Origin of the sequence: Rudaea cellulosilytica DSM 22992 (assembly GCF_000378125.1) — a bacterium.
Taxonomy (GTDB): Bacteria; Pseudomonadota; Gammaproteobacteria; order Xanthomonadales; family Rhodanobacteraceae; genus Rudaea; species Rudaea cellulosilytica.
Window position 1 is genome coordinate 165,902 of record NZ_KB899245.1, and the last position, 23,152, is coordinate 189,053.

Sequence of the window (23,152 nt, forward strand, 5' to 3'; positions counted from 1 at the left end):
CGATATACTTCAATGCCACGTTGGAGTACAGCATGCCGCACTTGCCTCGCCGTTTCCTCGCCAGCCTTCTGCTCAGCCTCGGAGCCGTTTCGATGACCCACGCCGCCACTCCCGTTCTCGTCATCCACGGCGGCGCCGGCGTGGTCAGGAAGGAGATGACGCCGGAGAAGGAAAAGGCCGTGCGCGCCGGCCTCGAAAAGGCACTCCAGGCCGGCTATTCCGCGCTCAAGTCCGGCGCCAGCAGCCTCGACGCGGTGACGCGCGCAATCGTCGTGCTCGAGGACGATCCGAATTTTAACGCGGGCAAGGGTGCAGTGTTCAACCACGACGGCCGCAACGAACTCGATGCCTCGATCATGGACGGCGCGACACTGCGCGCCGGCGCGGTGGCAAACGTGCACCGGATCAAGAACCCGATCGAACTCGCACGCGCGGTCATGGAAAAGTCCGAGCACGTCATGCTGATCGAGGAGGGTGCGGAGAAGTTCGCCAAATCCATCGGCATGCATCTCGTCGATCCAAAGTATTTCTACACCGAGGAACGCTGGAAGGCGCTGCAGCAGGCGCTCGACGAGGAGAAGGCGAAGACTGCCGAGCCGGGCAAGACGCCGCATCACGGCACGGTCGGCGCGGTCGCGCTCGACAGCAAGGGCAACCTCGCCGCGGGCACCTCCACCGGCGGCATGACCAACAAGCGTTTCGGCCGCGTCGGCGATTCGCCGATCATCGGCGCCGGCACCTACGCAGACGCGCGCTGCGCCGTGTCCGCTACCGGTTGGGGTGAGTACTACATCCGCGCGACCGCGGCGCGCGACATCTGCGCGCGCGTCGAATTCCGCGGCGACGAGTTGAAGAAAGCGGCTGACGAAGTCGTGCTCGGGGTCATTCCCAAGCTCGGCGGCGACGGCGGTGTGATCGCGCTCGACAAGGACGGCAATATCGCCATGCCGTTCAACACCGACGGCATGTTCCGCGGCTGGGTCGACCGCGACGGCAAAACCCACGTGGCGATCTACGCCGGCGAGTGATCGAAGGTCGCAAACAGGAAGGCCGGGCCGCAAGCCCGGCCTTCCTCGTTTCTTGGGTGTCGGCACCGCGCGCCGGCCTTGGCGCCCGGGCTATTTCTCGTAGAAGTAATAGCAGCCGATCAATGCGGATTTTGCCGATTTGTCTTCGGCCATCACGAAAACGGTCTTCTTCGCGCCGAGCTCCCGCTCGCAGGTGAGCATCTCATCGCTTTTGTCGTCGCATTTCATCGGCTTGCCCAGGGTCTTCTCGACCGCCTTGCGTGCGGCATCAAATCCCACGTTCACCAGCACCGAAAATCCGACCGCCATCCCCGCCGATTCGGGATAAACCCCGGCTACGGACAGGCCGAGCACGCTCCTCGGCGCTTTCGGCACGAGAAAGCCGCCCCGGTCCTGTTTGTAGGTATATCCGGTGTGCATATCCTCGACGAATTTGGCGCCGCGCGCCGGATTGTCCTTCCAGTCAAGCCACGAATCGCGGCAGGTTGCCAGCGATTCAAGGTTCGGTTCGCCCGCGGCGTACGCAGTCGCGACGACAAGGAATAATTGCAGGAAAAGGACGATGGCGAGGCGGCAAGCGGCAGCGGGTCTCAATGCAAGTCTCCAAGGCAACGAAGTCAGAATCTGGTTCTTGCAAAGACGGCAAACGTTGCGAACAAGGATCAGATCGGAGTCTCTGCGCTGCGGGTCGCGTAAAAAGTCGTTTGCGAAGTGTTTGGCGAAATCCGTCGGCTGCGACACAATGTACATGGAGCCGCGAGCGGCGCCGTTGCGGGAAGGGGTCGCACATGGAGTTGAGCCGGACGCGGCGTCGTCGGCGTGGACTCAGCGATGCCGCATCTGCGCGCGTGGCGGGACATCGCCTGGCTGTTGAACTTCGACCAAGGGCAGTCGAGTAACCTTGTTTACCGGCAGATGGTCGGCTGTGGCGAAGGCTCTGGCGACGGCGCTGGCAATGGTCGTTGCCGGCCGCGTGGCCAATACGCTCGCCACCGCGGCCAACCCGTATACCTTGCTCTGGCCGGTCGGCGGCGTGGCTCTGCTGTGCGTCTATTACTGGAAGCGGCCCGCGCTGGTTGGCGTCCTGCTCGGCGCGTTGACCCACAACCTCAGTTCCGACTGGCAGTGGTTCAGCCTGCTCGGCGCACAAGGCAAGCACGAATTCGCGGGCATTTCGCTGGTGACGATTTGCCTGGCCAGCGTGGTCCAGGTGTGGCTGTCGGCACGGGTCCTGCGCCGGTACATGCCGGCGGTGCGCGAAGGTTCTCTGCGCGTATCGGGATGGCTGTCGATGCTCCTGCTTGCCGGTCCGGCCGCCTGTCTGCTGAAAATGACGATGCTCGCCCTCGCCTTGGGTTGGATCACGCTGCCGCTGCGTGCCGAGAACGTCGCGTTCGCGGCTGGGATGTGGGTGTCCACCACGCTGGCGACATGGATGACGGTGCCGCTGATTGTGATTCACGAACTGCGTGCAGACTTGCCGAAACTCGCACAGAATCGGTTGCGCAACCCGTGGATTGTGCTTGCGCTCGTGGTGCTTCCGGCCTGGGTGCTCGCCGCCTATGCTGGTGCGCAGCAGGCGACGCGCGAGCAGCAGCGCCTGTACAAGGATGGTGCCGAGTTTCGCGGTGAAGTGCAGGCGGGACTCGAAGCGGCCGTACAGAAGCTCGTCGCGATGCGCGCGTTCCTTGGCGTATCGGGCGAAGTATCGCCGCAGCGCTTCGGTCAGTTCGCCAACGAAGTGCTCGCCGGCACGCCGCTGCTGCTTGGGCTTGGCTGGGCCAGCCTCGTCAAAGACGGCGATCGCGCGGCCGCCGAGGCGACGCTCGCCGCGCAACTCGGGCATCCGACCTCGCTGACCCAGTTCGACGCCGACGGCAACCTTGTCGTGGCGGCGCGGCGCGACGAATATTGGCCGCTGCTGCGCATTGCGCCGGACTCGCGCAAACGGGTCCTTGGCCTCGACTTGACCTCCGAGCCGAACCGGCGCCGCGCGCTGCTGGCCGCGCAAGGCGGCGAACTGGCGGTCTCGACGCGCGCGATCTCGGCGCAGGCAAGCGGCGAGCGCGTGCCCGCGGTATTCCTCTACCTGGCCACCTCGAATCCGCGCGGCGTCGTCGTCGCGCCGTTGAAGATCGAGACGCTGATCGGCGGAGGCGCGTTGGGACAGCAATTGCTTGCGCAGACGCACGGCGTGCTGTTGAGCAATGTCGACGGCGAGGTGCTGGCCACGCTCGAGAAGCAGCCCGGCGTCCTGCGCGACGCCGACCCGGCGCTCGCGCAGCAGTACCCACTGAAGATCGGCAACGAGACCTGGGCGCTCACCGTGACCACGGCGAAAACCGCGCTGCCGTACCTGAGCGCACCGCTGTGGTGGTTCGGCCAAACCTTGCCGCAGATCCTGTGCATACTGGTCGGCCTGTTCCTGGTGGTGATCACGGGCAACGAGCGCCAGATTTTCCAGCTCGAGCGCTACTACACGGGCTACGTCGAGCATCATCGCAGGGCGGTCGCGCAGAGCGTCGTCGCCACAGCCGACGTCGATGCGGCGATCGAGAGCGCCTGGGATGCGCGTGCATTCGAGCCGCAGTTCGAGCCGATCGTCGACATACGCACGGGCGAAATCCGCGGCGTCGAAGCTTTGCTGCGCTGGCCTGGCGCACCCAAAGGTGTGACCACCTGCGACGTCATCGACTGGGCCGAACGTCACAACCTCATCGGCCAGCTCGATCACGAGATGCTCGTCGCGACGCTGCGCGCAGCCGCCGATTGGCCACTCGCGCGCTTGCCCGGATTCGCGATCTCGGTCAATGCCTCCGCCAGCGACATGCACGATCTGCACTGGGCTGAGCAGGTGCTGCGCGAACTCGCGCGCCATCGCATCGCCGGGCGCAATCTGTGCGTGGAAATCACCGAAGGCGTGCTGATCCGTTCGGACGGCAGCGTGCTGTCCCAGCTCGATGCGCTGCGCGCGGCCGGAGTGCGCATTGCGCTTGACGACTTCGGCACCGGCTACTCCTCGATCGCCTATCTGCGCCAGTTGCCGGTCGACCGGATCAAGCTCGACCGCCTTTTCGTCTCCGACCTGACCCAGGACGAGAAGGCACGCCACGTCGTCGCCAGCATCCTCGCACTTGGCGATACGCTCGACATCGATCTCGTCGCCGAAGCGGTCGAAGACGAAGGTACCGCCCGCGTGCTCGAAACGCTGGGCTGCCGTTTCGCCCAAGGCCGTTTCTACTCCGACACACTCGATGCGCAGGCCATGCATGACCTGTTGGTACGCCAAACCAAGGTACAGCGCGCGCGCGTCTGAGCGCCGCACCGCCTCAATCCGCTTCGCGCACCGGATGCTTGGCCAGCTTGCGCTGCAACGTGCGCCGATGCAGGCCCAGGCGCCGGGCGGTCTCGGAAATGTTGCCGTGACATTCGGTGAGCACGCGATGGATGTGCTCCCACTCCAGCCGCTTGAGCGGCGGCGGCGCATGCGGCAGCGCAACTTCGTCGTGCGCGCTCGCAGCATGCTGTGTCTCGAGCAGGGCAGCGACGATCGCGTCGGCGTCGACCGGCTTGGCGAGATAGTCGTCGGCGCCACGCTTGATTGCCTCGACCGCGGTCGCGATCGAGGCGTAGCCGGTCAGCAGCAGGATGCGCAGTTGCGGTCGCAATGCCTTGAGTTCGGGAATAAGCGCCAAGCCGTTGTCGGCGCCGAGCTTGAGATCGAGCACGGCGAACTGCGCGGGTTCGGCGCGCACGTGCGCGCGAGCCTGTGCAGCATCGTGGGCGACGGCGACGGCGAATCCGCGTGCGCTCAGCGCGCGCGCGAGCACGCGCGTGAACACCTCGTCGTCGTCGATCAGCAGCACGCGTTTGAGATCGGGCGGAACGGAAGTCATGATGAGGTCGCCGGGCGGAAGTCGTGCAATTTTACTGCGGCAAGGCGCGCAACGCCGACAGCGGCAGAGTCAGTCGCGTCACGGTGCCGCCGCTGGGGGCCGAGTCGGCGTGGACGCTGCCATGCAGGCGTTCGATCGTCGCGTTGGTCAAGGCGAGGCCAAGGCCGAGACCGTCGCGCTTGGCCGAGACGAAGCGCAGGCCGGCGGCTTCGCGCACGAACTGCGGCAGGCCGGGGCCGTAGTCGCGCACCTCGATGACGATGTCGGTATCGCCGGCGCGTGCGGCAAATTCCACTTTTGTACTCGCGGTCAGCGCCGAGGCATCGGCGGCGTTGTTGAGCAGGTTGAGGATCGCATGGCGCAGCGCCGGCACGATGCGCAGCGGCGCCGGATGCGCGACGTCGGCCAGGGTGATGTCGAGGGTGATCGCCGGGCGCAACAGGCGGAAGCGCTCCGCGCAATCGGCGACGAAGTCGGACAGGGTTTGTGCCTGCGCCTGCTCGGTCAGCTGCGCGCTGCCGACCTGGACGAGTTCGCGCAGGATGTCGCGGCAGCGGTCGGCTTGACCTGCGAGCAGGGCCAGATCCTCACCGAGCGGCGTGTCGGTCGGGTGTTCGCGACGCAGCTCGCCGACGAGGGTGCGTATCGTCGACAGCGGAGTGTTCAATTCATGCGCGGCGCCGGCAGCCTGCGTCGCGATCGCAAGGATGCCCTCGTCGCGCAGTGCGCGCTCGCGCTCGCGCTGGGCGAGCGTCTCGCGCCGGCGCAGGTCGCGCGCGAGGCGCCAGATGAAGAAGCCGAGCAGGACCGCGCTGATCGCGAAGTTCACCGCCATGCCGAGCACGTGCAGGTTGAAGTCGCGTGTGGTCGGGTCGATGGCACCGTGCATGGCATGGCTGGCGATGTCGGGCAACGGTTCGTGCCAGAGCAGCACGACGAAGTAGCCGAGGCAGGCGATGCCCACGCTCGCGGCGAGGTGACGCGGCGACAAGGTCATCGCGGCGAGCGCGATCGGCACGATGTAGAGCGAGACGAACGGATTGGTCGCGCCGCCGGTCAGGTACAACAGATAGCAAAGCACGCCCGTGTCGACGGCGAGGTGGACGACGACCTCGGTTTCACCGACCGGCCACGGCTGACGCAAGCGCCACCAGACGAACACGTCGAACGCGGCAAGCGCAGCGATGCCGGCAAGCAGCGGCGCTTCGGCGATCGGCAGCATGAGCAGATGCGCCACGGCGAGCACGGTCACCAATTGCCCGATCACCGCACAGACGCGCAGCCAGGCCAGGGTCACGGCAAGCGCGCGCGGACTGTGCGGCGTGCGGGGGCGGAGCGGCAAGAGTGGGTTGGGCATGGCGGGACGGGAGGCGGCTGCGTATTTTGCCGCATTATCGAGCCGGCAATTGCCGCGGCGCGGCGCGGGCGGCCAGGCGCGATCGGATTACGCCCGCGTCTGGGCGGGCGCGTCGGGAAGGCGCGCGGATGGAATTTTCCGAAGCGCCGTCGGACCGGCCGACCCGCTCCGGCGCGCGGCCTCCAAATTTCCTGCGTAATTCCATGGTGTGATTCCCGGCAATCCGGCTCGTGCATGACCGCGAGCATCGGCTGCCGCGTCGGCAAGCGCGCTGCTACATAGGATTACATCTGCTAACCCGTTTGTAATTGTGAATTCATATAGCCCACGGTAACGTTGCGCGCGATTCGCGGTCCGTAGCGGGACCCGGCTTCGCAACGGCATTGCGGCATGCGCCGCGCGCGTCGGATCGATGCTTTGGCAAATGAACCGCGCTACCCTGCTGTCAGACCTTCCTACCCATCGACAAGAAAAAACCATGAGCACGGATTCTCCGCGCACCGGCCTTACCCGTTCCCCGCGACGCAGATGGCTGCCGTACCTGATCGTCACCGGCGTTGTCGTGTTGCTGGGCGTTTCGGCCTACTGGCTGTCCAAGAGCGCCACGCCGCCGCAGGCCGGGCGTTTCGGCGGCGGTCCCGGGGGCGGGCCTCCGGGCGGCGGAGGCGGCGGCGGGCGTGGCGGCGGCCTGCCTATGCCGGTCGGCGTAGGCACGGTGGCCAAAGGTGATATCAAGATCACGCTCAACGCGCTCGGTACGGTGACGCCATTGCGCAGCGTCACGGTGACCGCGCAAGTGGCCGGGCAACTGCTGCGGGTGAATTTCAAGGAAGGCCAACTGGTCAACCAGGGCGATCTGCTCGCCGAAATCGATCCGCGCACGTATCAGGCCGCGCTCGAACAGGCGCAGGGCACCTTGGCGAAGGACCAGGCCTTGCTCGCCGAAGCGAAGATCGATCTCGACCGCTACCAGACGCTGTTCAAACAGGACTCGATCGCGAAACAGCAGCTCGATTCGCAGCTCTCGCTCGTGCACCAGTACGAGGGTCAGGGCAAGACCGACCAGGGCCAGATCGACACGGCCAAGGTCAACCTCGCCTATACCAAGATCGTCGCCCCGGTGACCGGGCGCGTCGGCCTGCGTCAGATCGACCCCGGAAACAACGTCGCGGTCGGCACGACGATCGTCGTCGTCACCCAGCTCAAACCGATCGACGTACTGTTTACGATCCCAGAGGACAATCTGCAGCCGGTGCTAAAGAAACTGCATTCCGGTGCGACGATGACGGCCGATGCCTACGACCGCGCCGGCACCACCAAGCTCGCCTCGGGCGCACTGGCAAGCCTCGACAACCAGGTCGATACGAGCACCGGCACGGTCAAGGCCAAGGCCGAGTTCGTCAACGACGACGAAGGCTTGTTCCCGAACCAGTTCGTCAACATACGCTTGTTGCTGGACACACTGCACGATACGACAGTCCTGCCGACGTCGGCGCTCGAGCGCGGATCGAGCGGTCTGTTCGTCTATGTCGTGCAGTCTGACAAGACCGTGGCCGTGCGCAACATCACGACCGGACCAACCGAAGGCGAACGCGTCGCCGTGACCGACGGCCTCAGCGTCGGCGAAGTCGTCGTCACCAGCGGTGCCGACCGTTTGCGCGAAGGCAGCCGTGTCGAACTGCCCGGCGACAATCCGCAGCCCGCCGCGTCGGCGGCGAGCGCCAACACCGGCGCGCAGAGTCAAGGGCGGCAAGGGCAGAGCGGCGCGCAAGGTTCCGGCCAGCATCGCCGTCGCGACGCCGCAGCGGGAGCGAACGGCGCCGCCGCGAACGCGACGACAGCGCCGGCCGATGCCGCCAAGCCGACCGACTCGACCAAGCCGGCGGACGAGAAAAAGCAGTGAGCAAAACCGCAATGCCATGCGCGCTTTTGCTCGGCGCTCCGCGTTTGCTCTGGCACGGACGTGACGTGAGCGCGCGCGCGACGCGCGCGAATGGCGAACGCAGAAAAGGATGTGCGCGATGAATCCGTCACGCCTCTTCATCCTGCGTCCGGTCGCGACCTCTCTGCTGATGGTCGCGATCCTGCTCGTCGGCATTCTCGCCTATCGCTATCTGCCGCTCTCGGCGCTGCCCGAGGTCGACTACCCGACGATCCAGATCACGACGCTGTATCCGGGCGCGAGCCCGGAAGTCATGACCCAGATGGTCACCGCGCCGCTCGAGAAGCAGCTCGGCCAGATGCCCGGCTTGAATCAGATGTCGTCGACGAGCTCGGCCGGCGCCTCGGTGCTGACCCTGCAGTTCAGCCTCGATCTGTCGCTCGATGTCGCCGAGCAGGAAGTGCAGGCGGCGATCAACGCGGCCGGCACGTTCCTGCCGAGCGATCTGCCGCAGCCGCCGATCTACAGCAAGGTCAATCCGGCCGACGCGCCGATCCTGACCCTGGCGCTGACCTCGAAAACGCTGCCGCTGACCCAGCTCGAGGACATCGCCGACACGCGCCTCGCGCAGAAGATTTCGCAGATCGACGGCGTCGGTCTCGTCACCCTGTCGGGCGGTCAGCGCCCGGCCGTGCGTATCCAGGCCAATCCGACCGCGCTCGCCGCCTACGGCATGAGCATGGAGGACCTGCGCACGGCGATCGTCAACGCCAACGTCAACAGTTCCAAGGGCAGCTTCGACGGGCCGACGCGTTCGTACACGATCGACGCGAACGATCAGCTTAAGTCCGCCGATGCCTACAAAACCATCGTGATCGCGTACAAGAACGGCGCACCGGTGCATCTGACCGACGTCGCCTCGATCGTCGACGGCGCCGAGAACAACAAGCTCGCGGCATGGAAGGACACGCTGCCCGGCATCATCATGAACATCCAGCGCCAGCCGGGCGCGAACGTGATCCAGGTCGTCGATCAGATCAAGCAGCGCCTGCCGCAGCTGCAGGCCTCGCTGCCGGCATCGATCGAAGTCAGCGTGCTCACCGACCGCACCGTCACCGTGCGCGCTTCGGTCGAGGACGTGCAGTTCGAGCTGTTCCTTGCCGTCGTTCTCGTCGTCTTGGTGATCTTCGTCTTCCTGCGCAATCTGCCGGCGACGATCATCCCGAGTTTTTCCGTGCCGCTGTCGCTGGTCGGCACGTTCGGCGTGATGTACCTCGCCGGGTTCTCGCTCAACAACCTGACGATGATGGCGCTGACGATCTCCACAGGCTTCGTCGTCGACGACGCAATCGTGATGATCGAGAACATTTCGCGCTACCTCGAAGAAGGCGACACACCGCTCGAAGCCGCGCTCAAGGGTGCCGGCCAGATCGGTTTCACGATCATCAGCCTGACCGTGTCGCTGATCGCCGTGCTGATCCCGCTGCTGTTCATGGGCGACGTGGTCGGGCGCCTGTTCCGCCAATTTGCAATCACGCTCGCGGTGACGATCGTGATCTCGGCGATCGTCTCGCTGACTCTCGTGCCGATGCTGTGCGCGAAGATCCTCAAGCATCACAAGCTCGAAGACGAAAACCGCTTTTCGCGCAAGACCGGCGAAATGTTCGAGCGCCTCATCGCCGCCTACGGACGCTGGCTGACCTGGGTGCTCGATCGCCAGTTCGCCACCTTGCTCGTCGCGATCGCGACGCTCGTGCTGACGGTGATCCTCTATATCGTCATCCCGAAGGGCTTCTTCCCGATTCAGGACACCGGCCTGATCCAGGGCATTTCCGAAGCCTCGCAGTCGATCTCGTTCGCGGCGATGAGCGAGCGCCAGCAGGCGCTCGGCAAGGCCATCCTCGCCGATCCGGCGGTCGAATCGCTGTCTTCGTTCATCGGCGTCGACGGCACCAACACGACGCTCAACAGCGGCCGCTTCCTGATCAACCTCAAGCCGCACGGCACGCGCGACGGCGTCGAGACCGTGATCGCGCGCCTGGCCCAGTCGACGCGCCAGGTCACCGGCATCGCGCTGTACATGCAGCCGGTGCAGGACCTGACGATCGAGGACCGCGTCAGCCGTACCCAGTACCAGTTCACGCTCGGCTCGCCGAATCTTGCCGACCTCAACGAATGGGTACCTAAGTTGATCGACGCGCTGAACAAGCGGCCCGAACTCGCCGACGTGGCCAGCGATCTGCAATCGAAGGGATTGCAGGCTTATCTCGACATCGACCGCGACACGGCCGGGCGTCTCGGCATCACGCCGGCGGCGGTCGATCAAATTCTCTACGACGCGTTCGGGCAACGCCTGATCTCGAACATCTACACCGAGTCGAATCAATATCGCGTCGTGCTCGAAGTGCTGCCGGAACTGCAGAAGGGGCCGAAGGCGCTCGATCGCATCTACATCCCGGGCTTGTCGAACGCGAACAGCGTAACCTCGTCATCGAGCTCGCTGTCGGGCGTCGGCACGCCGCAGGGCGCGACGCCGGGTGTATCGAGCGGCACGACCCAGGCCGCAATCGAGAGCGCGCAATTGCCGCTGTCCACGATCACCCGGTTGGACGAGCGCTACGGGCCATTGCTGATCAGTCACATCGGTCAGTTCCCGGCGACGACGATCTCGTTCAATCTCGGACCGAATGCCTCGCTCGGCGCCGCGGTCGAGGCGATCAAGCAGACCGAGAAAGATCTGGCCATGCCGGCGAGCATCGACACGCAGTTCCAGGGCGCCGCGCTCGCCTTCCAGGCATCGCTGACCAATACGGTGCTGCTGATCCTCGCGGCGATCGTGACGATGTACATCGTGTTGGGCGTCCTGTACGAGAGCTTCATCCATCCGATCACGATCCTGTCCACCTTGCCGTCGGCCGGCATCGGTGCACTGCTCGCGCTGATGGTCGCGCGCACCGATCTCGGCATCGTCGGCATCATCGGCATCATTCTTCTGATCGGCATCGTCAAGAAGAACGCGATCATGATGGTCGACTTCGCCCTCGACGCCGAGCGCAACCAGGGCATGCCGCCGCGTGAGGCGATCTACCAGGCCTGCCTGCTGCGCTTTCGCCCGATCTTGATGACCACGCTCGCCGCACTGTTCGGCGCGCTGCCGCTCATGCTCGGCACCGGCGTCGGTTCCGAATTGCGCCATCCGCTCGGCATCACGATCGTCGGCGGCATGATCGTGTCGCAGATGCTGACCTTGTTCACGACGCCGGTGATTTATCTCGCTTTCGATCGCCTGCAGCAGAAGCTGTCGAAGCGCTTCGACAACGGCGACTCGACGGAAGAGGCAGCGACATGAAGCTCGCCAGCCTTTCCGCGCCGTTCATCAAGCGGCCGGTCGCGACGACGCTGCTGACGATCGGCGTCGCACTGGCAGGCATGGTGTCGTTTTCGCTGTTGCCGGTGTCGCCGCTGCCGCAGGTGGATTTCCCGGCCGTGAACGTGTCGGCTTCGTTGCCCGGCGCGAGCCCGGAGACGATGTCGACCTCGGTCACCACGCCGCTGGAGCGTCAGCTCGGCCGCATCGCCGGCGTGACCGAGATGACCTCGTCGTCCTCGCTCGGCAATACGCGCATCACGCTTGTGTTCGACCTCTCGCGTGACATCGACGGCGCGGCGCGCGACGTGCAGGCGGCGCTCAACGCCGCGCTCGCGCAGCTGCCGAGCGTGCCGACCAATCCGACCTATCGCAAGATCAATCCGGCCGATGCGCCGATCATGATCATCGCGATGACCTCGAAGACCCTGACCACGGGGCAGATCTATGATGCCGCCTCGAACGTCGTGGCGCAGAAGATTTCGCAGGTCGAAGGCGTCGGTCAGGCCTCGATCAGCGGCGCGACGGCGCCGGCGGTGCGCGTCGACATCAATCCGTCCGCGCTCAACAAGTACGGCATCGCACTGGATACGATTCGCATCGCCCTGCAGAACGCGAACGCGAACCGACCCAAGGGCTATGTCGAGCAAGACGACAAGCATTGGCAGATCTACACCAACGACCAGCTCGGCCTCGACGCCACGCCCTATCAGAATCTCATCGTGACCTGGAAGGACGGTGCGCCGGTGCGCCTGTCCGACGTCGCCACGGTCAGCAACGGCGTGCAGGACGTGCGCAACCAGGGTTTGTTCAACAGCGAACCCGCAGTGATTGTGCAGGTCATCAAGCAGCCGGGTGCGAACATCATCGAGACGATCGACCGCATCCGCACGCTGCTGCCGCAGCTGCGTGCGGCGATCCCTGCCGACATCAATGTAGACATCGCGGTCGATCGCACCAATACGATCCGCGCCTCGCTGCACGACGTCGAGACCACGCTGATCATTGCCGTGATCCTGGTGATCTTTGTGGTCTTCATTTTTCTGCGCAACTGGCGCGCTACGCTGATCCCGGCGGTGGCCGTGCCGGTGTCGCTGATCGGCACGTTCAGCGCGATGTACCTGTTCGGTTTCAGTCTCGATATCCTCTCGCTCATGGCGCTCACCGTGGCGACGGGTTTTGTCGTCGACGACGCGGTCGTTGTGCTCGAGAACATCTCACGTCACATGGAGGCCGGCATGCCGCGCATGCAGGCGGTGCTGCTTGGCGCGCGCGAAGTCGGATTCACCGTGCTGTCGATGTCGCTGTCACTGATCGCGGTGTTCATCCCTATCCTGCTCATGGGCGGCCTGGTCGGACGCTATTTCCGCGAATTTTCGATCACGCTCTCGGTGGCGATCCTGGTCTCGCTCGCCGTCTCGCTGACGACGACGCCGATGATGTGTGCGCGCTTCCTGCGCCACGATCCCGAGCACAAGCCCGGCAAGCTCTTCGAGTTCAGCGAACGCACGTTCGCGGCGATGTTGCGTACCTACGAACGCACGCTGTCCTGGGCATTGACGCGGCCGCTGCTGATGATGTTCGTTCTGCTCGCGACGGTCTGTCTCAACGTGTATCTCTACGTGATCGTGCCGAAAGGCTTCTTCCCGACCGAGGACACGGGCTTCATCGTCGGCGGCGTGCAGGCCGATCAGAGCATCTCCTTCCAGCTGATGTCGGAGAAGATGCGCGACTTCACCAAGATCGTGAAAGCCGATCCCGCCGTGCAGGACGTGGTCAGTTTCACCGGTGGCGGTCAGCGCAACGGCGGCTTCGTCTACGCCGCGCTGAAGCCGCTGTCCGAGCGCGGCCTCGGCGCAGACGCGGTGATCAGCCGGCTGCGCGGAAAATTGTCCGACGTGGCCGGCGCGCAGTTGTTCCTGCAGCCGGCGCAGGACATCCGCACGGGTGGGCGACAGAGCAATTCGACCTATCAGTACACGCTGCAGTCCGACGACCTGGAAACCTTGCGCAACTGGTCGGACAAGATCAATCAGGCCTTCCAGCAGATGCCCGAGATCACCGACGTCAATTCAGACCAGTCGGCTAAGGGTTTGGAGACCGCTCTGACCTTCGATCGCGCGACCGCGGCGCGCCTCGGCGTGACCACGCAGGCGATCGACAACGCGCTCAACGATGCCTTCTCGCAGCGTAACGTCTCGAACATCTACACCGAGCTCAATCAATACTTCGTCGTCATGCAGCTCGCGCCGCAGTTCCTGCAGAATCCCGACTCGCTCAAGGACATCTACGTGCAGAGCACCTCGGGCAAGATGGTGCCGCTGTCGGCCTTCTCGAGCTACGGGCTCGGCACGACGCCGCTGGCAGTCAACCACCAGGGCCAGTTCGTGTCGACGACGATTTCGTTCAACCTGGCCGACGGCGTCAGCCTTTCGCAGGCGTCCAACGCGATCGACCGCGCGATGTCGCGCCTGGGCGTTCCCGGGTCGATCCACGGCAGCTTCGCCGGCAATGCGCGCGCGTTTGCACAGGGGCAGGGCGACCAGTCGTTTCTGATCCTCGCCGCGCTGATTACGATCTACATCGTCCTCGGCGTGCTCTATGAGAGCTACGTGCATCCGTTGACGATCTTGTCGACGCTGCCGTCGGCCGGCGTCGGCGCGATCTTCGCGCTGCTTGTCTGCGGTACTCAGTTCACGGTGATTGCGTTCATCGGCGTGATCCTGCTGATCGGCATCGTCAAGAAAAACGCGATCATGATGATCGACTTCGCCCTCGACGCCGAGCGCCATCAGGGCCTGTCCGCGCGCGACGCGGTGTACCAGGCGTGCAAGCTGCGCTTCCGGCCGATCATGATGACGACGATGGCGGCGATGCTTGGCGCGCTGCCGCTCGCGATCGGTTATGGCGAGGGCAGCGAGATGCGCAAGCCGCTCGGCATTTCGATCGTCGGGGGCCTGATCGTCAGCCAACTGCTGACGTTGTATACCACCCCGGTCGTATACCTGTATCTCGACCGCTTCCGCTTGTGGTGCAAGGGCGCGTGGGCGCGCATTTATCGCGCCCCGCCCGGTTCGACACCGGAGGCCGCCGTATGAATATCCTCGGAAAATCCAAGAGCGCCATGTCCGCAGATCCACTGAAACATGCCGCGCACCGGCGCGCGCTTTCCGTACTTTGTGCGGCCGTGACGATCACTGCTCTGAGCGGCTGTGCCGTAGGGCCCGATTACAGGAAGCCCGATGTCGCCGGCGCGCAGGCCTACACGGACGACGCCTGGAAGGAACAGGCGGGCTGGAAGCCGGCGCAGCCGTCCGATGCGCTCGAGCGAGGCGCTTGGTGGGAAATCTTCGGCGATCCCGTGCTCGACGATCTGGTCAAACAGGTCGATGTGTCGAACCAGAGCCTCAAGCAGGCCGAAGCGCAGTATCGGCAGGCCTCTGCGCTTGTTTCCGGAGCGCGCGCCAATTTCTGGCCGACCGTGTCGGCGAGCATTTCTTCCACGCGTACCGGTCGCTACAGCACGAGCGGCGGCGGCACGGTTACCGGCGGCACGGTCGCCGCGGGAAAGGGCATCACCAATTCGTATCAGGCGCCGCTCAGCGCGAGTTGGGAACCCGATCTCTGGGGCAGCGTGCGGCGCACGGTCGAAGGCGATGTCGCCAGCGCGCAGGCGAGTGCCGCGACGCTGGCGAACACGCGTCTGTCGCTGCAAGCGACGCTGGTGCAGACCTATTTCCAGTTGCGCACTGCCGATGAGCAGAAGCGCCTGCTCGACGACACCGTGGCCGCCTACCAGAAAGCGCTGGACCTGACCCAGAATCAGTACAACGTCGGCGTCGCCGCGCGTTCGGACGTGGTGCAGGCGCAGACTCAGCTGAAGAGCGCGCAGGCGCAGGCGATCGATCTCGGCGTGGCGCGTGCGCAATACGAGCACGCCATCGCCGTGCTCGTCGGCAAGACGCCGGTGCAGTTCTCGCTGGCGCCGCAGCCGCTCAAGATCCAGCCGCCAGCGATTCCGCTCGAGCTGCCATCGGTCTTGCTCGAGCGCCGCCCCGACGTGGCCGTCGCCGAGCGCCAAGCAGCGCAGGCGAACGCGCAGATCGGCGTGGCGACCGCGGCTTGGTTCCCGACGTTGAGCCTGTCGGCGACCGGTGGCTATTCCAACTCGGTCTGGTCGCAGTTGTTCGAAGCGCCGAGCCGCTACTGGTCGATCGGGCCGAAGATCGCCGAGACCCTGTTCGACGGTGGTGCGCGTCGTGCACAGACCGCGCAGGCGCGCGCCGGCTACGACGCGGCCGTGGCGAATTATCGCCAGGTCTCGCTCGCTGCATTCCAGAACGTCGAAGACAGCATTGCCGCGCTGCGCATCCTCGAACAGGAAGCGCAGGCTCAGGACGAAGCGGTCAAACTCGCCGAGCAGTCGCTGGCAATCGCGCTCAACCAGTACCGCGCCGGTATCGTCAGCTATCTCAATGTGATCACTGCACAGAACACCGCCTACAGCAACGAGCGCTCCGCGATCACGCTGCTCGGCACGCGCCTCAATGACAGCGTCGGCCTGATCAAGGCGCTCGGTGGCGGCTGGCAGGCGACTAAGCTGCCCGATGCTAGTGCAATAAATTTGCATTCGCAGGCGCCCGCGCCGGAAGCCCCCGCGAAGGAATCGCCGTAGGGGCGGGCGATTCCTCGGCTTTCGCGCAAGCAACGCGAAAGCCGCGCGTTACACCCCGATATCCTCGTTCCACAGCTCGGGCCGTGCGGCGATGAACTTGCGCATCAGCTCGATGCAGCGCGCATCGTTGGCGAGATCGAGACGCACGCCTTTGCTGCGCAGCCAGTCTTCCTCGCCCATGAAGGTGACGTTCTCGCCGATCACCACGTGCGGGATGCCGTACAACACGATCGCGCCTGAGCACATCGAGCACGGCGACAGCGTCGTGTAGATCATCGAGTTGCGATAGACCCGCGCCGGATGGCGGCCGGCGTTTTCCAGCGCGTCCATCTCGCCGTGCAGCGTCGCGCTGCCTTTCTGCACACGCCGGTTGTGGCCGCGGCCGATGATGCGGCCTTCGTATACAAGTACACTTCCAATCGGAATGCCGCCCTCGGCGAGACCGAGTTCGGCTTCTGCTATCGCTGCGTCGAGAAAGGGATCCATAGTCCTGTTCGCAAGATTCATGGGTCAATGCGTGCCACGGTCGCGAGGGGAGACCGTGGCGGAATGAGTGCGGCGATCGTATCGCATCGAAGGACGGGGTGACACGTGGCGGGCGGCGAGGCGGTGGCAATGCGTCAGCCGCACGCCAACCGGTGGTGCATCACATGCGGAACTTGCTACCCAGATAGACCTCGCGCACCTGCTTGTTCGCGAGCACGTCTTCGGGCGAGCCTTTGGCGAGCACGCCGCCGTCGCTCATGATGTAGGCGCGGTCGCAGATGCCTAGCGTCTCGCGCACGTTGTGGTCGGTGATGAGGATGCCGATGCCGCGCTCTTTCAGTTGGCGCACGATGCGCTGGATTTCGTCGACCGAGATCGGGTCAATGCCGGCGAACGGTTCGTCGAGCAGCATGTAGCGCGGATTCGCCGCGAGCGCGCGCGTGATCTCGACGCGCCGGCGTTCGCCGCCCGACAGAGACTGGCCTTTGGACTTGGCGATGTGCGCGATCTGCAGTTCGTCGAGCAACGATTCGAGTTCGCGGCGGCGGCCCTGGGCGTCGAGATCCTCGCGCAGCTCGAGGATGGCGAGCACATTCTCTTCGACGGTGAGGCGACGAAAGACACTCGGTTCCTGTGGCAGATAGCCGACGCCGAGGCGCGCACGCGCGTGCATCGGCATCGCGGTGATGTCGTGCTCGTCGAGCGTGATGCGACCGGCATCGGCGCCGACGAGGCCGACGACCATGTAGAACGTCGTCGTCTTACCCGCGCCGTTCGGGCCGAGCAGGCCGACGATCTCGCCCTGGTCGAGGGTGAACTCGAAGTCGCGCACGACGGCGCGACCCTTGTAGCTTTTCTGCAGACCGACCGCGTTGAGCATCAGTGTGTGCCGTCCTTGCTCTTGTCGGATGCGGCCTTGTCGGCGGCCGGTTTCACGGCAGGCTTCGCTTCCTTGGGCTGCGGCTTCGCTTCGGCCGCGGCGGGCTTGGCTGCGCCGGTGGGGAAGCCGCAATTGTTCGGGCTCGTCGCCGGCGTCTGTGTCTTCGCTTCCATGACCATGTGCACGCGGCTCGAAGGCTCGGTCTTGTTGCCCGATTCCATATCACCCGTATCGGTGTTGTAGATCATGTGTTCGCCGCGAAATTCGCCGCGATTGCCCTGCACGACAACCACGTTGCCAGTCAGTTCGGCGAGGTTGGTCAGGGGGTTGTAGTCGATTTTGTCGGCATTCGCAGTCATCAGCGCGCAGTCGCCGTCGTGCACTTGCTGCAGGTGCGCTTGCTTGCCGGTGAGGATCACGCGCGACATCTTGCCGGCATTGGGGTCCTTCGCGCTTGAAGGAATCTGGTACACGGTCGCGTGTGCGGAGGTCATCTTGATCGAACCGCGCGTGATGATGACGTTGCCGTCGAAGTCCGACACGTCCGGATCGTTGGCCGCGCCGGTTTTGCTTTGCACCGACTTGGAGTAGTTCGCGTCAAGATTCGCTGGCTGGTCCTTGTCGGTTTTCAGCGCGAACGCCTGGCTTGCCAGCAGCAGCGCGGCAATGCCGCAGACAGTGATGATTTTCGATGTTGTCATTTCCCTTTCCCCGGCAGGCTGACGATGTGTACGTTGGACAGGAACTCGATTGTCTTCAAGTCCATGTCGGCCTTCATGCCGACGCTGTGCGAGACCGTGTTCGTTTCGGAGATGACCGTCGGTGCCGCGGTTTCCATGCGTTTGTCGCGGTGCGGCGCATTGGCGACCGGGCGGCCCTGGGCGTCCTTGAGTTTCGGGTCGGTCGTGATGGTCAGGTCATTGGTGTCGAGATCGACGCGCTCCACCTTTTCGGTTGGCTCGCGATGCATCAGGACCTTGCCTTCGAGCTTCATCACGTTGCCGTCCTTGTCGACCCATGCCGACTCGGACGTACCCTTCCAGGTATTGCTGCTGTTATCGATGATCTCGTAGTTCGGAAGGGTGACGTAGATCGAGCCGTCGTCGCCGCGGCGCGCCATGCGCGGCCCGGTGACACTGAACGAGAACGCGCCTTCGCTGTCGAGCGCATCGAGGGTGAAATCGTTCATCGTGTAGTCCGAGCGCGGCGGGCCGGTGAAGTCCTCGCTTGTGTCGCGCGCGCGCATGAGCCATACCTCCATCCATGCGGCGAACGCGATCAGTGCGAGGACGGCGACGATGAGCCAGGGACGGCGTTCGATCATGGCAGTTCGAGCTTGCCCTGCGCGGCGAGCAGCAGATCGCAGACCTCGCGCGCGGCGCCGTTGCCGCCGCCCAGGCGCGTGCGCCAGAGCGCGCGTTCGCGCACGTAAGGATGCGCGTTGGCCGGTGCGATCGACAAGCCCGCGCGCTGCATCGGCGGCAGGTCGACCACGTCATCGCCGGTATAGCAGGCGTCCGCCGGATCGAGCTGCAGCGCCTTGAGCAGATGTTCGAAGCAGGCGAGCTTGTCGGAGCGGCCCTGGTAGACATGGACGATGCCGAGCTCGGCCATGCGCACCGAGACGGCATGGCTCGTGCGCGCGGTGATCACCGCGACCTCGACACCTGCGGCGGCGAGACGCTTCATTCCGGCGCCGTCGTGCGCGTGGAACGTCTTCAACTCGCTGCCGTCGGCCGTATACCAGAGCCGACCGTCGGTCAGTACGCCATCGACGTCGAACACGGCGAGCTTGATGCGTGCGGCGCGCTGGAGGATATCGGCGGGAAGGTCGGTCGGCAGCATGAGGTTCGGGCGGGAATATTGGCTGGCAATTCTACAGGCAACGGGCGTTAACGCGGGCTGAGGAAGTTGGCTTTGCGCCAGGCATTCCGGCTTGCTCCGAAGGAGTAGGCCGGATACGAGGGAAACGCTCGCGCAGCAAATGTCCCGCGCCTCTTGCCTCGTCATCGGCGAATTGCATCCGCAATTCGCCCCTGAGGCTATTCAGCGCGAATGGTCTCGCTACACCACGCGCGCGCGGAAGAGGTCGTGAATGTTGAGCGCGCCGATCAAGCGTTCGTCGGTATCGACGACGAGCAGAGCGTGGATCTTGTAGGTCTCCATGAGCTGCGCGGCCTCGACCGCGAGCTTGTCCGCGCGGATCGTCTTCGGCTTGGTGCTCATCAGCTCGGTGACCCGGGTGCGGCGCAGGTCGATGTCGTCGTCGTCGATCGCGCGGCGCAGGTCGCCGTCGGTGAACACGCCGGCAAGTGCGCCGTCCGCGCCGACCACGGCGGTCATGCCGAGGCCCTTGCGCGTCATCTCGGCCATCGCCTCGTGGATCGTGGCGTCGAGGCCGATCATCGGCAGGCGCTCGCCGCTGTGCATGACGTCGGCGACATGCACGAACAGGCGCCGGCCGAGCGCGCCGGCCGGGTGTGAGCGGGCGAAATCCTCTTCGGTGAAGCCGCGCGCTTCGAGCAGGGCGATCGCGAGCGCGTCGCCCATGACCAGCGCCGCGGTCGTGCTCGCGGTCGGCGCGAGGCCGAGCGGGCAGGCTTCCTCGGGTACGCTGACGTCGAGGTGCACGTCGGCCATCGTCGCGAGCGAGGAGTCGGGATTGCCGGTCATCAGGATCAGCGGCACGCCCTGGCGCTTGATCAGCGGCAGGATCGCGAGCAGTTCGTCGGTCTCGCCCGAGTTCGACAGCGCGAGCACCACGTCCTTCTGCGTGATCATGCCGAGGTCGCCGTGGCTGGCCTCGCCCGGATGGACGAAGAACGCTGGCGTACCGGTCGAAGCCAGCGTCGCCGCGATCTTGCGCGCGACATGTCCCGACTTGCCCATACCCGAGACCACGACGCGGCCGCCGCAGTCGAGCATCAGCTCGCAAGCGCGCAAAAATGCGCCGTCGATACGCGACTCGAGCAGGCTGATCGCGCGCGCCTCGGTCTCGATAACGGTAATCGCGCTGCGCCTCAAGGCGGCTGGGTCGAGCCGCGCCGGCGCCGGGTTCAGTGGCTGGATTTTCGCATTCATCAGCAGGGGAAGGAGCAGGGACAGCGGTGGATGTGCGGGATCCGGGTTTCTGTGCCCGAGGTAATTCGTTACCATTGTCGTTTTCCTATTGTAGCCGTCACCCCCCCGTGCCAGCCAGAAGCTCCCGCTCTGGGACAGCGGCGGGCCGGCGCCGGTTCCGTTGCAGTCCACGGTGGGTTGCGCCGATCCGGGCCAGGCGACGAATCAAGACGAAAACGACGCCATAACCGTCGCGCGGAGGACAAAACCGTCCGCGCTGCCCGCTCTGCGCCATAATTGCCGCTTATCATGGACACCGAAACAATCAAGAATCTCATCGAGCGCGGCCTGCCCGGCGCCAAAGCCGAGGTGCAGGGCGCCGATGGCGTGCATTTCGAAGCAGTGGTGGTTGCCGACGCCTTTGCCGGCAAGCTGCCGCTGGCGCGGCACCGCCTCGTTTACGCGACGCTGGGCGATCTCATGGGGGGGGCGATCCACGCGCTCTCGCTAAAAACTCTGACTCCGGAAGAGTCGGCCAGACAACAACGGTAACTTCCCACATGGCAAAAATCGTGATCTCGGGCGGCGCTCCGCTCAACGGCGAAGTGCAGATTTCCGGTGCGAAGAATGCCGTGCTGCCGATCCTCGCCTCGACCTTGCTCGCCGACGGTCCGATGTCGATCACCAACGTGCCGCATCTGCACGACGTGACCACGACGATGGAACTTCTCGGCCAGATGGGCGTGAGCCTCGAGATCGACGAGCGCATGCGCATCAACATCGATCCGCGCACGACCAACCGCTATTTCGCGCCGTACGACCTGGTCAAGACCATGCGCGCCTCGATCCTCGTGCTCGGTCCGCTGGTCGCGCGCTTCGGCGAGGCCGAAGTGTCGCTGCCGGGTGGATGCGCGATCGGCTCGCGTCCTGTCGACCTGCACATCAAGGGACTGCAGGCGCTCGGAGCCGAAGTGAATGTCGAGAACGGCTACATCAAGGCGCGCGCAAAACGACTGAAAGGCGCGCGCGTGCACTTCGACATCGTCACCGTGACCGGCACCGAGAACATCATGATGGCCGCTGCATTGGCCAGGGGCACGACCGTGCTCGAGAACGCCGCGCAGGAACCCGAGGTGGTCGATCTCGCCAACTGCCTCAATGCGATGGGCGCGAAGATTTCCGGCGCCGGCACCGAGACCGTCGTCATCGAAGGCGTCGAGCGTCTGAACGGCACCAACTACGACGTATTGCCCGACCGCATCGAGACCGGTACGTTTCTCGTTGCCGGCGCGATCTCGGGCGGCCGCGTGCTGGCCAAGCGCGCGCGCCCGAACACGCTCGATGTCGTGCTGCAGAAGCTTGAGGATGCCGGCGCCGAAATCACCACGGGCGACGACTGGATCCAACTCGACATGCATGGGCGCAAGCCGAAGGCGGTCGACATCGTCACCGCGCCGTATCCTGCGTTCCCCACCGACATGCAGGCGCAGTTCACCGCGCTCAACGCGGTTGCCGAAGGCGTCGGCGTCATTACCGAGACCGTGTTCGAGAACCGCTTCATGCACGTGCAGGAACTGCAGCGTCTCGGCGCCGACATTCACGTCGACGGCAACACCGCGACGATTCATGGCGTCGATACGATGACCGGCGCGCCGATCATGGCCACCGACTTGCGCGCTTCGGCCTGCCTCGTGCTCGCAGGACTTGCGGCAAAGGGCGACACCACGGTCGATCGCGTCTATCACATTGATCGCGGCTACGAGAACATCGAGGAAAAGCTCGGCAGCCTCGGCGCGCATATCCGCCGGCTGCCGTCGTAAGCAACCTCTGATTGGCCTGCTGCACGCGATGTTGCGCGCCGGCAATATTCGGACCGCGCAGGCTAGAACTTCTGAAACGCTCGCGCCGCTACAGTCGCGCCGCAAGGTCAGCAAGCGGCGCGACCACGAGCAAGCGCGCGAGCACGAGCGCGACCGACGCTGCCAGGAACGAAAAATCCATTCCGCCGACCGGCGGCAGGAAGCGGCGGAAAGGCCGCACGATCGGTTCGGTCAATTGCACGAGCACACGCATGTTCGGATGCTCGCGTTCGTTGGTGAAGAAGCTCAGCACGGCGCGAATCAGAAGCGCCCAGAACGCGATCCAGACGGCGATGCCGAGCACAGTGACGACTGCGCCGAGCAGCCAGCCGAGAGGCCCGTGGCTCAGGCCCACGATCGCCGCGAGCAGGATCGATTCGACCAGGGCCAGGGCGACGGCGATCGCGAGCGAGGCCGTTTCGATTTTTCCCACACGCGGCAGAAAGCGACGGAACGGCGCAATGATCGGGTTGGTCAGCTTGTAGACGAACTGGCAGACCGGATCGTAGAACGCGGCGTTGACCGCGATCAGCATCGCGCGAACGAGGAAGACGCCGATGAGGAAATCGAAGATCGTCTGGATCAGGAACGCCGCGGCGTTGAGCAGATAAGGCATGGTCTCGGTATCTTAGCGCTCTTGCGCGAGCGTGGAAGTGCGCAAA

Annotated in this window: 18 protein-coding genes; 8 read left to right on the forward strand and 10 right to left on the reverse strand. The window is 64.9% G+C overall.

What is annotated here, in order from left to right; translation table 11 throughout:
* Positions 1 to 32 precede the first annotated feature (32 nt).
* Complete coding sequence (locus tag F455_RS0118910; RefSeq protein WP_018974890.1) at positions 33 to 1,028, forward strand: isoaspartyl peptidase/L-asparaginase family protein; 996 nt, start codon at positions 33 to 35, stop codon at positions 1,026 to 1,028.
* Positions 1,029 to 1,118: 90 nt separating this feature from the next.
* Here F455_RS0118910 and F455_RS0118915 read toward each other — a convergent pair whose 3' ends face one another.
* Positions 1,119 to 1,778, reverse strand: coding sequence for a hypothetical protein (locus F455_RS0118915; RefSeq protein ID WP_018974891.1), 660 nt, complete (start codon positions 1,776 to 1,778; stop codon positions 1,119 to 1,121).
* Positions 1,779 to 1,929: 151 nt separating this feature from the next.
* Here F455_RS0118915 and F455_RS0118920 point away from each other — a divergent pair, with 151 nt between their 5' ends.
* A complete protein-coding gene (locus F455_RS0118920) occupies positions 1,930 to 4,344 on the forward strand; it encodes an EAL domain-containing protein (RefSeq protein ID WP_157579092.1) in 2,415 nt (804 codons plus the stop codon).
* A 13-nt stretch (positions 4,345 to 4,357) separates the two neighbouring features.
* Here the strand turns inward: F455_RS0118920 and F455_RS0118925 are convergent, their stop codons facing one another.
* Both F455_RS0118925 and F455_RS0118930 read right to left on the reverse strand, forming a co-directional pair.
* Positions 4,358 to 4,924, reverse strand: a complete 567-nt coding sequence (locus F455_RS0118925) for a response regulator transcription factor (protein ID WP_018974893.1) — start codon at positions 4,922 to 4,924, stop codon at positions 4,358 to 4,360.
* A gap of 31 nt (positions 4,925 to 4,955) precedes the next feature.
* Positions 4,956 to 6,266 (reverse strand): ATP-binding protein, encoded by a 1,311-nt coding sequence (locus F455_RS0118930; RefSeq protein WP_026293544.1) that lies wholly within the window; start codon positions 6,264 to 6,266, stop codon positions 4,956 to 4,958.
* Positions 6,267 to 6,759: 493 nt separating this feature from the next.
* Between F455_RS0118930 and F455_RS21475 the strand changes: the two genes are divergently transcribed.
* The 4 genes from F455_RS21475 to F455_RS21480 all read left to right on the forward strand — a co-directional run bounded on the left by F455_RS21475 (position 6,760) and on the right by F455_RS21480 (position 16,205).
* Complete coding sequence (locus F455_RS21475; RefSeq protein ID WP_018974895.1) at positions 6,760 to 8,184, forward strand: MdtA/MuxA family multidrug efflux RND transporter periplasmic adaptor subunit; 1,425 nt, start codon at positions 6,760 to 6,762, stop codon at positions 8,182 to 8,184.
* A 118-nt stretch (positions 8,185 to 8,302) separates the two neighbouring features.
* On the forward strand, positions 8,303 to 11,512 hold the full coding sequence (locus F455_RS0118940; RefSeq protein WP_018974896.1) for an efflux RND transporter permease subunit: 3,210 nt from the start codon (positions 8,303 to 8,305) through the stop codon (positions 11,510 to 11,512).
* Positions 11,509 to 14,628, forward strand: a complete 3,120-nt coding sequence (locus F455_RS0118945) for a multidrug efflux RND transporter permease subunit (protein WP_018974897.1) — start codon at positions 11,509 to 11,511, stop codon at positions 14,626 to 14,628. Before F455_RS0118940 ends, F455_RS0118945 begins: the two co-directional genes overlap by 4 nt.
* Before the next feature lie 26 nt (positions 14,629 to 14,654).
* A complete protein-coding gene (locus F455_RS21480; protein WP_018974898.1) occupies positions 14,655 to 16,205 on the forward strand; it encodes an efflux transporter outer membrane subunit in 1,551 nt (516 codons plus the stop codon).
* Between the two features lie 48 nt (positions 16,206 to 16,253).
* Here the strand turns inward: F455_RS21480 and F455_RS0118955 are convergent, their stop codons facing one another.
* The 6 genes from F455_RS0118955 to F455_RS0118980 all read right to left on the reverse strand — a co-directional run bounded on the left by F455_RS0118955 (position 16,254) and on the right by F455_RS0118980 (position 20,652).
* A complete protein-coding gene (locus F455_RS0118955) occupies positions 16,254 to 16,691 on the reverse strand; it encodes a nucleoside deaminase (protein WP_018974899.1) in 438 nt (145 codons plus the stop codon).
* Positions 16,692 to 16,851: 160 nt separating this feature from the next.
* Positions 16,852 to 17,571, reverse strand: coding sequence for an LPS export ABC transporter ATP-binding protein (gene lptB / locus F455_RS0118960; protein WP_018974900.1), 720 nt, complete (start codon positions 17,569 to 17,571; stop codon positions 16,852 to 16,854).
* Positions 17,571 to 18,272, reverse strand: coding sequence for a lipopolysaccharide transport periplasmic protein LptA (gene lptA / locus F455_RS22285; protein WP_018974901.1), 702 nt, complete (start codon positions 18,270 to 18,272; stop codon positions 17,571 to 17,573). Before lptA ends, lptB begins: the two co-directional genes overlap by 1 nt.
* Positions 18,269 to 18,895, reverse strand: a complete 627-nt coding sequence (lptC, locus tag F455_RS0118970) for an LPS export ABC transporter periplasmic protein LptC (protein WP_018974902.1) — start codon at positions 18,893 to 18,895, stop codon at positions 18,269 to 18,271. The genes lptA and lptC overlap by 4 nt, the downstream gene beginning before the upstream one ends.
* Positions 18,892 to 19,416 (reverse strand): KdsC family phosphatase, encoded by a 525-nt coding sequence (locus tag F455_RS0118975; RefSeq protein WP_018974903.1) that lies wholly within the window; start codon positions 19,414 to 19,416, stop codon positions 18,892 to 18,894. The genes lptC and F455_RS0118975 overlap by 4 nt, the downstream gene beginning before the upstream one ends.
* A gap of 219 nt (positions 19,417 to 19,635) precedes the next feature.
* Positions 19,636 to 20,652, reverse strand: coding sequence for a KpsF/GutQ family sugar-phosphate isomerase (locus tag F455_RS0118980; RefSeq protein ID WP_018974904.1), 1,017 nt, complete (start codon positions 20,650 to 20,652; stop codon positions 19,636 to 19,638).
* Positions 20,653 to 20,940: 288 nt separating this feature from the next.
* Here F455_RS0118980 and F455_RS0118985 point away from each other — a divergent pair, with 288 nt between their 5' ends.
* On the forward strand, positions 20,941 to 21,183 hold the full coding sequence (locus F455_RS0118985) for a BolA family protein (protein WP_018974905.1): 243 nt from the start codon (positions 20,941 to 20,943) through the stop codon (positions 21,181 to 21,183).
* An 8-nt stretch (positions 21,184 to 21,191) separates the two neighbouring features.
* Positions 21,192 to 22,451 carry a UDP-N-acetylglucosamine 1-carboxyvinyltransferase gene (gene murA / locus F455_RS0118990; protein ID WP_018974906.1) on the forward strand — a complete coding sequence of 420 codons (1,260 nt, stop codon included), beginning with the start codon at positions 21,192 to 21,194 and terminating at the stop codon, positions 22,449 to 22,451.
* 88 nt (positions 22,452 to 22,539) lie between these two features.
* Here the strand turns inward: murA and F455_RS0118995 are convergent, their stop codons facing one another.
* Positions 22,540 to 23,106, reverse strand: a complete 567-nt coding sequence (locus tag F455_RS0118995) for a YggT family protein (RefSeq protein WP_018974907.1) — start codon at positions 23,104 to 23,106, stop codon at positions 22,540 to 22,542.
* Positions 23,107 to 23,152: the final 46 nt, after the last annotated feature.

Coding starts and splice junctions, on each gene's coding strand:
- F455_RS0118910 (WP_018974890.1), top strand. CDS start 33: ATGCCGCACTTGCCTCGCCGTTTCCTCGCCAGCCTTCTGCTCAGCCTC.
- F455_RS0118915 (WP_018974891.1), bottom strand. CDS start 1,778: ATGTACATTGTGTCGCAGCCGACGGATTTCGCCAAACACTTCGCAAAC.
- F455_RS0118925 (WP_018974893.1), bottom strand. CDS start 4,924: ATGACTTCCGTTCCGCCCGATCTCAAACGCGTGCTGCTGATCGACGAC.
- F455_RS21475 (WP_018974895.1), top strand. CDS start 6,760: ATGAGCACGGATTCTCCGCGCACCGGCCTTACCCGTTCCCCGCGACGC.
- F455_RS0118940 (WP_018974896.1), top strand. CDS start 8,303: ATGAATCCGTCACGCCTCTTCATCCTGCGTCCGGTCGCGACCTCTCTG.
- F455_RS0118945 (WP_018974897.1), top strand. CDS start 11,509: ATGAAGCTCGCCAGCCTTTCCGCGCCGTTCATCAAGCGGCCGGTCGCG.
- F455_RS21480 (WP_018974898.1), top strand. CDS start 14,655: ATGTCCGCAGATCCACTGAAACATGCCGCGCACCGGCGCGCGCTTTCC.
- F455_RS0118955 (WP_018974899.1), bottom strand. CDS start 16,691: ATGGATCCCTTTCTCGACGCAGCGATAGCAGAAGCCGAACTCGGTCTC.
- lptB (WP_018974900.1), bottom strand. CDS start 17,571: ATGCTCAACGCGGTCGGTCTGCAGAAAAGCTACAAGGGTCGCGCCGTC.
- lptA (WP_018974901.1), bottom strand. CDS start 18,272: ATGACAACATCGAAAATCATCACTGTCTGCGGCATTGCCGCGCTGCTG.
- lptC (WP_018974902.1), bottom strand. CDS start 18,895: ATGATCGAACGCCGTCCCTGGCTCATCGTCGCCGTCCTCGCACTGATC.
- F455_RS0118975 (WP_018974903.1), bottom strand. CDS start 19,416: ATGCTGCCGACCGACCTTCCCGCCGATATCCTCCAGCGCGCCGCACGC.
- F455_RS0118980 (WP_018974904.1), bottom strand. CDS start 20,652: ATGAATGCGAAAATCCAGCCACTGAACCCGGCGCCGGCGCGGCTCGAC.
- F455_RS0118985 (WP_018974905.1), top strand. CDS start 20,941: ATGGACACCGAAACAATCAAGAATCTCATCGAGCGCGGCCTGCCCGGC.
- murA (WP_018974906.1), top strand. CDS start 21,192: ATGGCAAAAATCGTGATCTCGGGCGGCGCTCCGCTCAACGGCGAAGTG.
- F455_RS0118995 (WP_018974907.1), bottom strand. CDS start 23,106: ATGCCTTATCTGCTCAACGCCGCGGCGTTCCTGATCCAGACGATCTTC.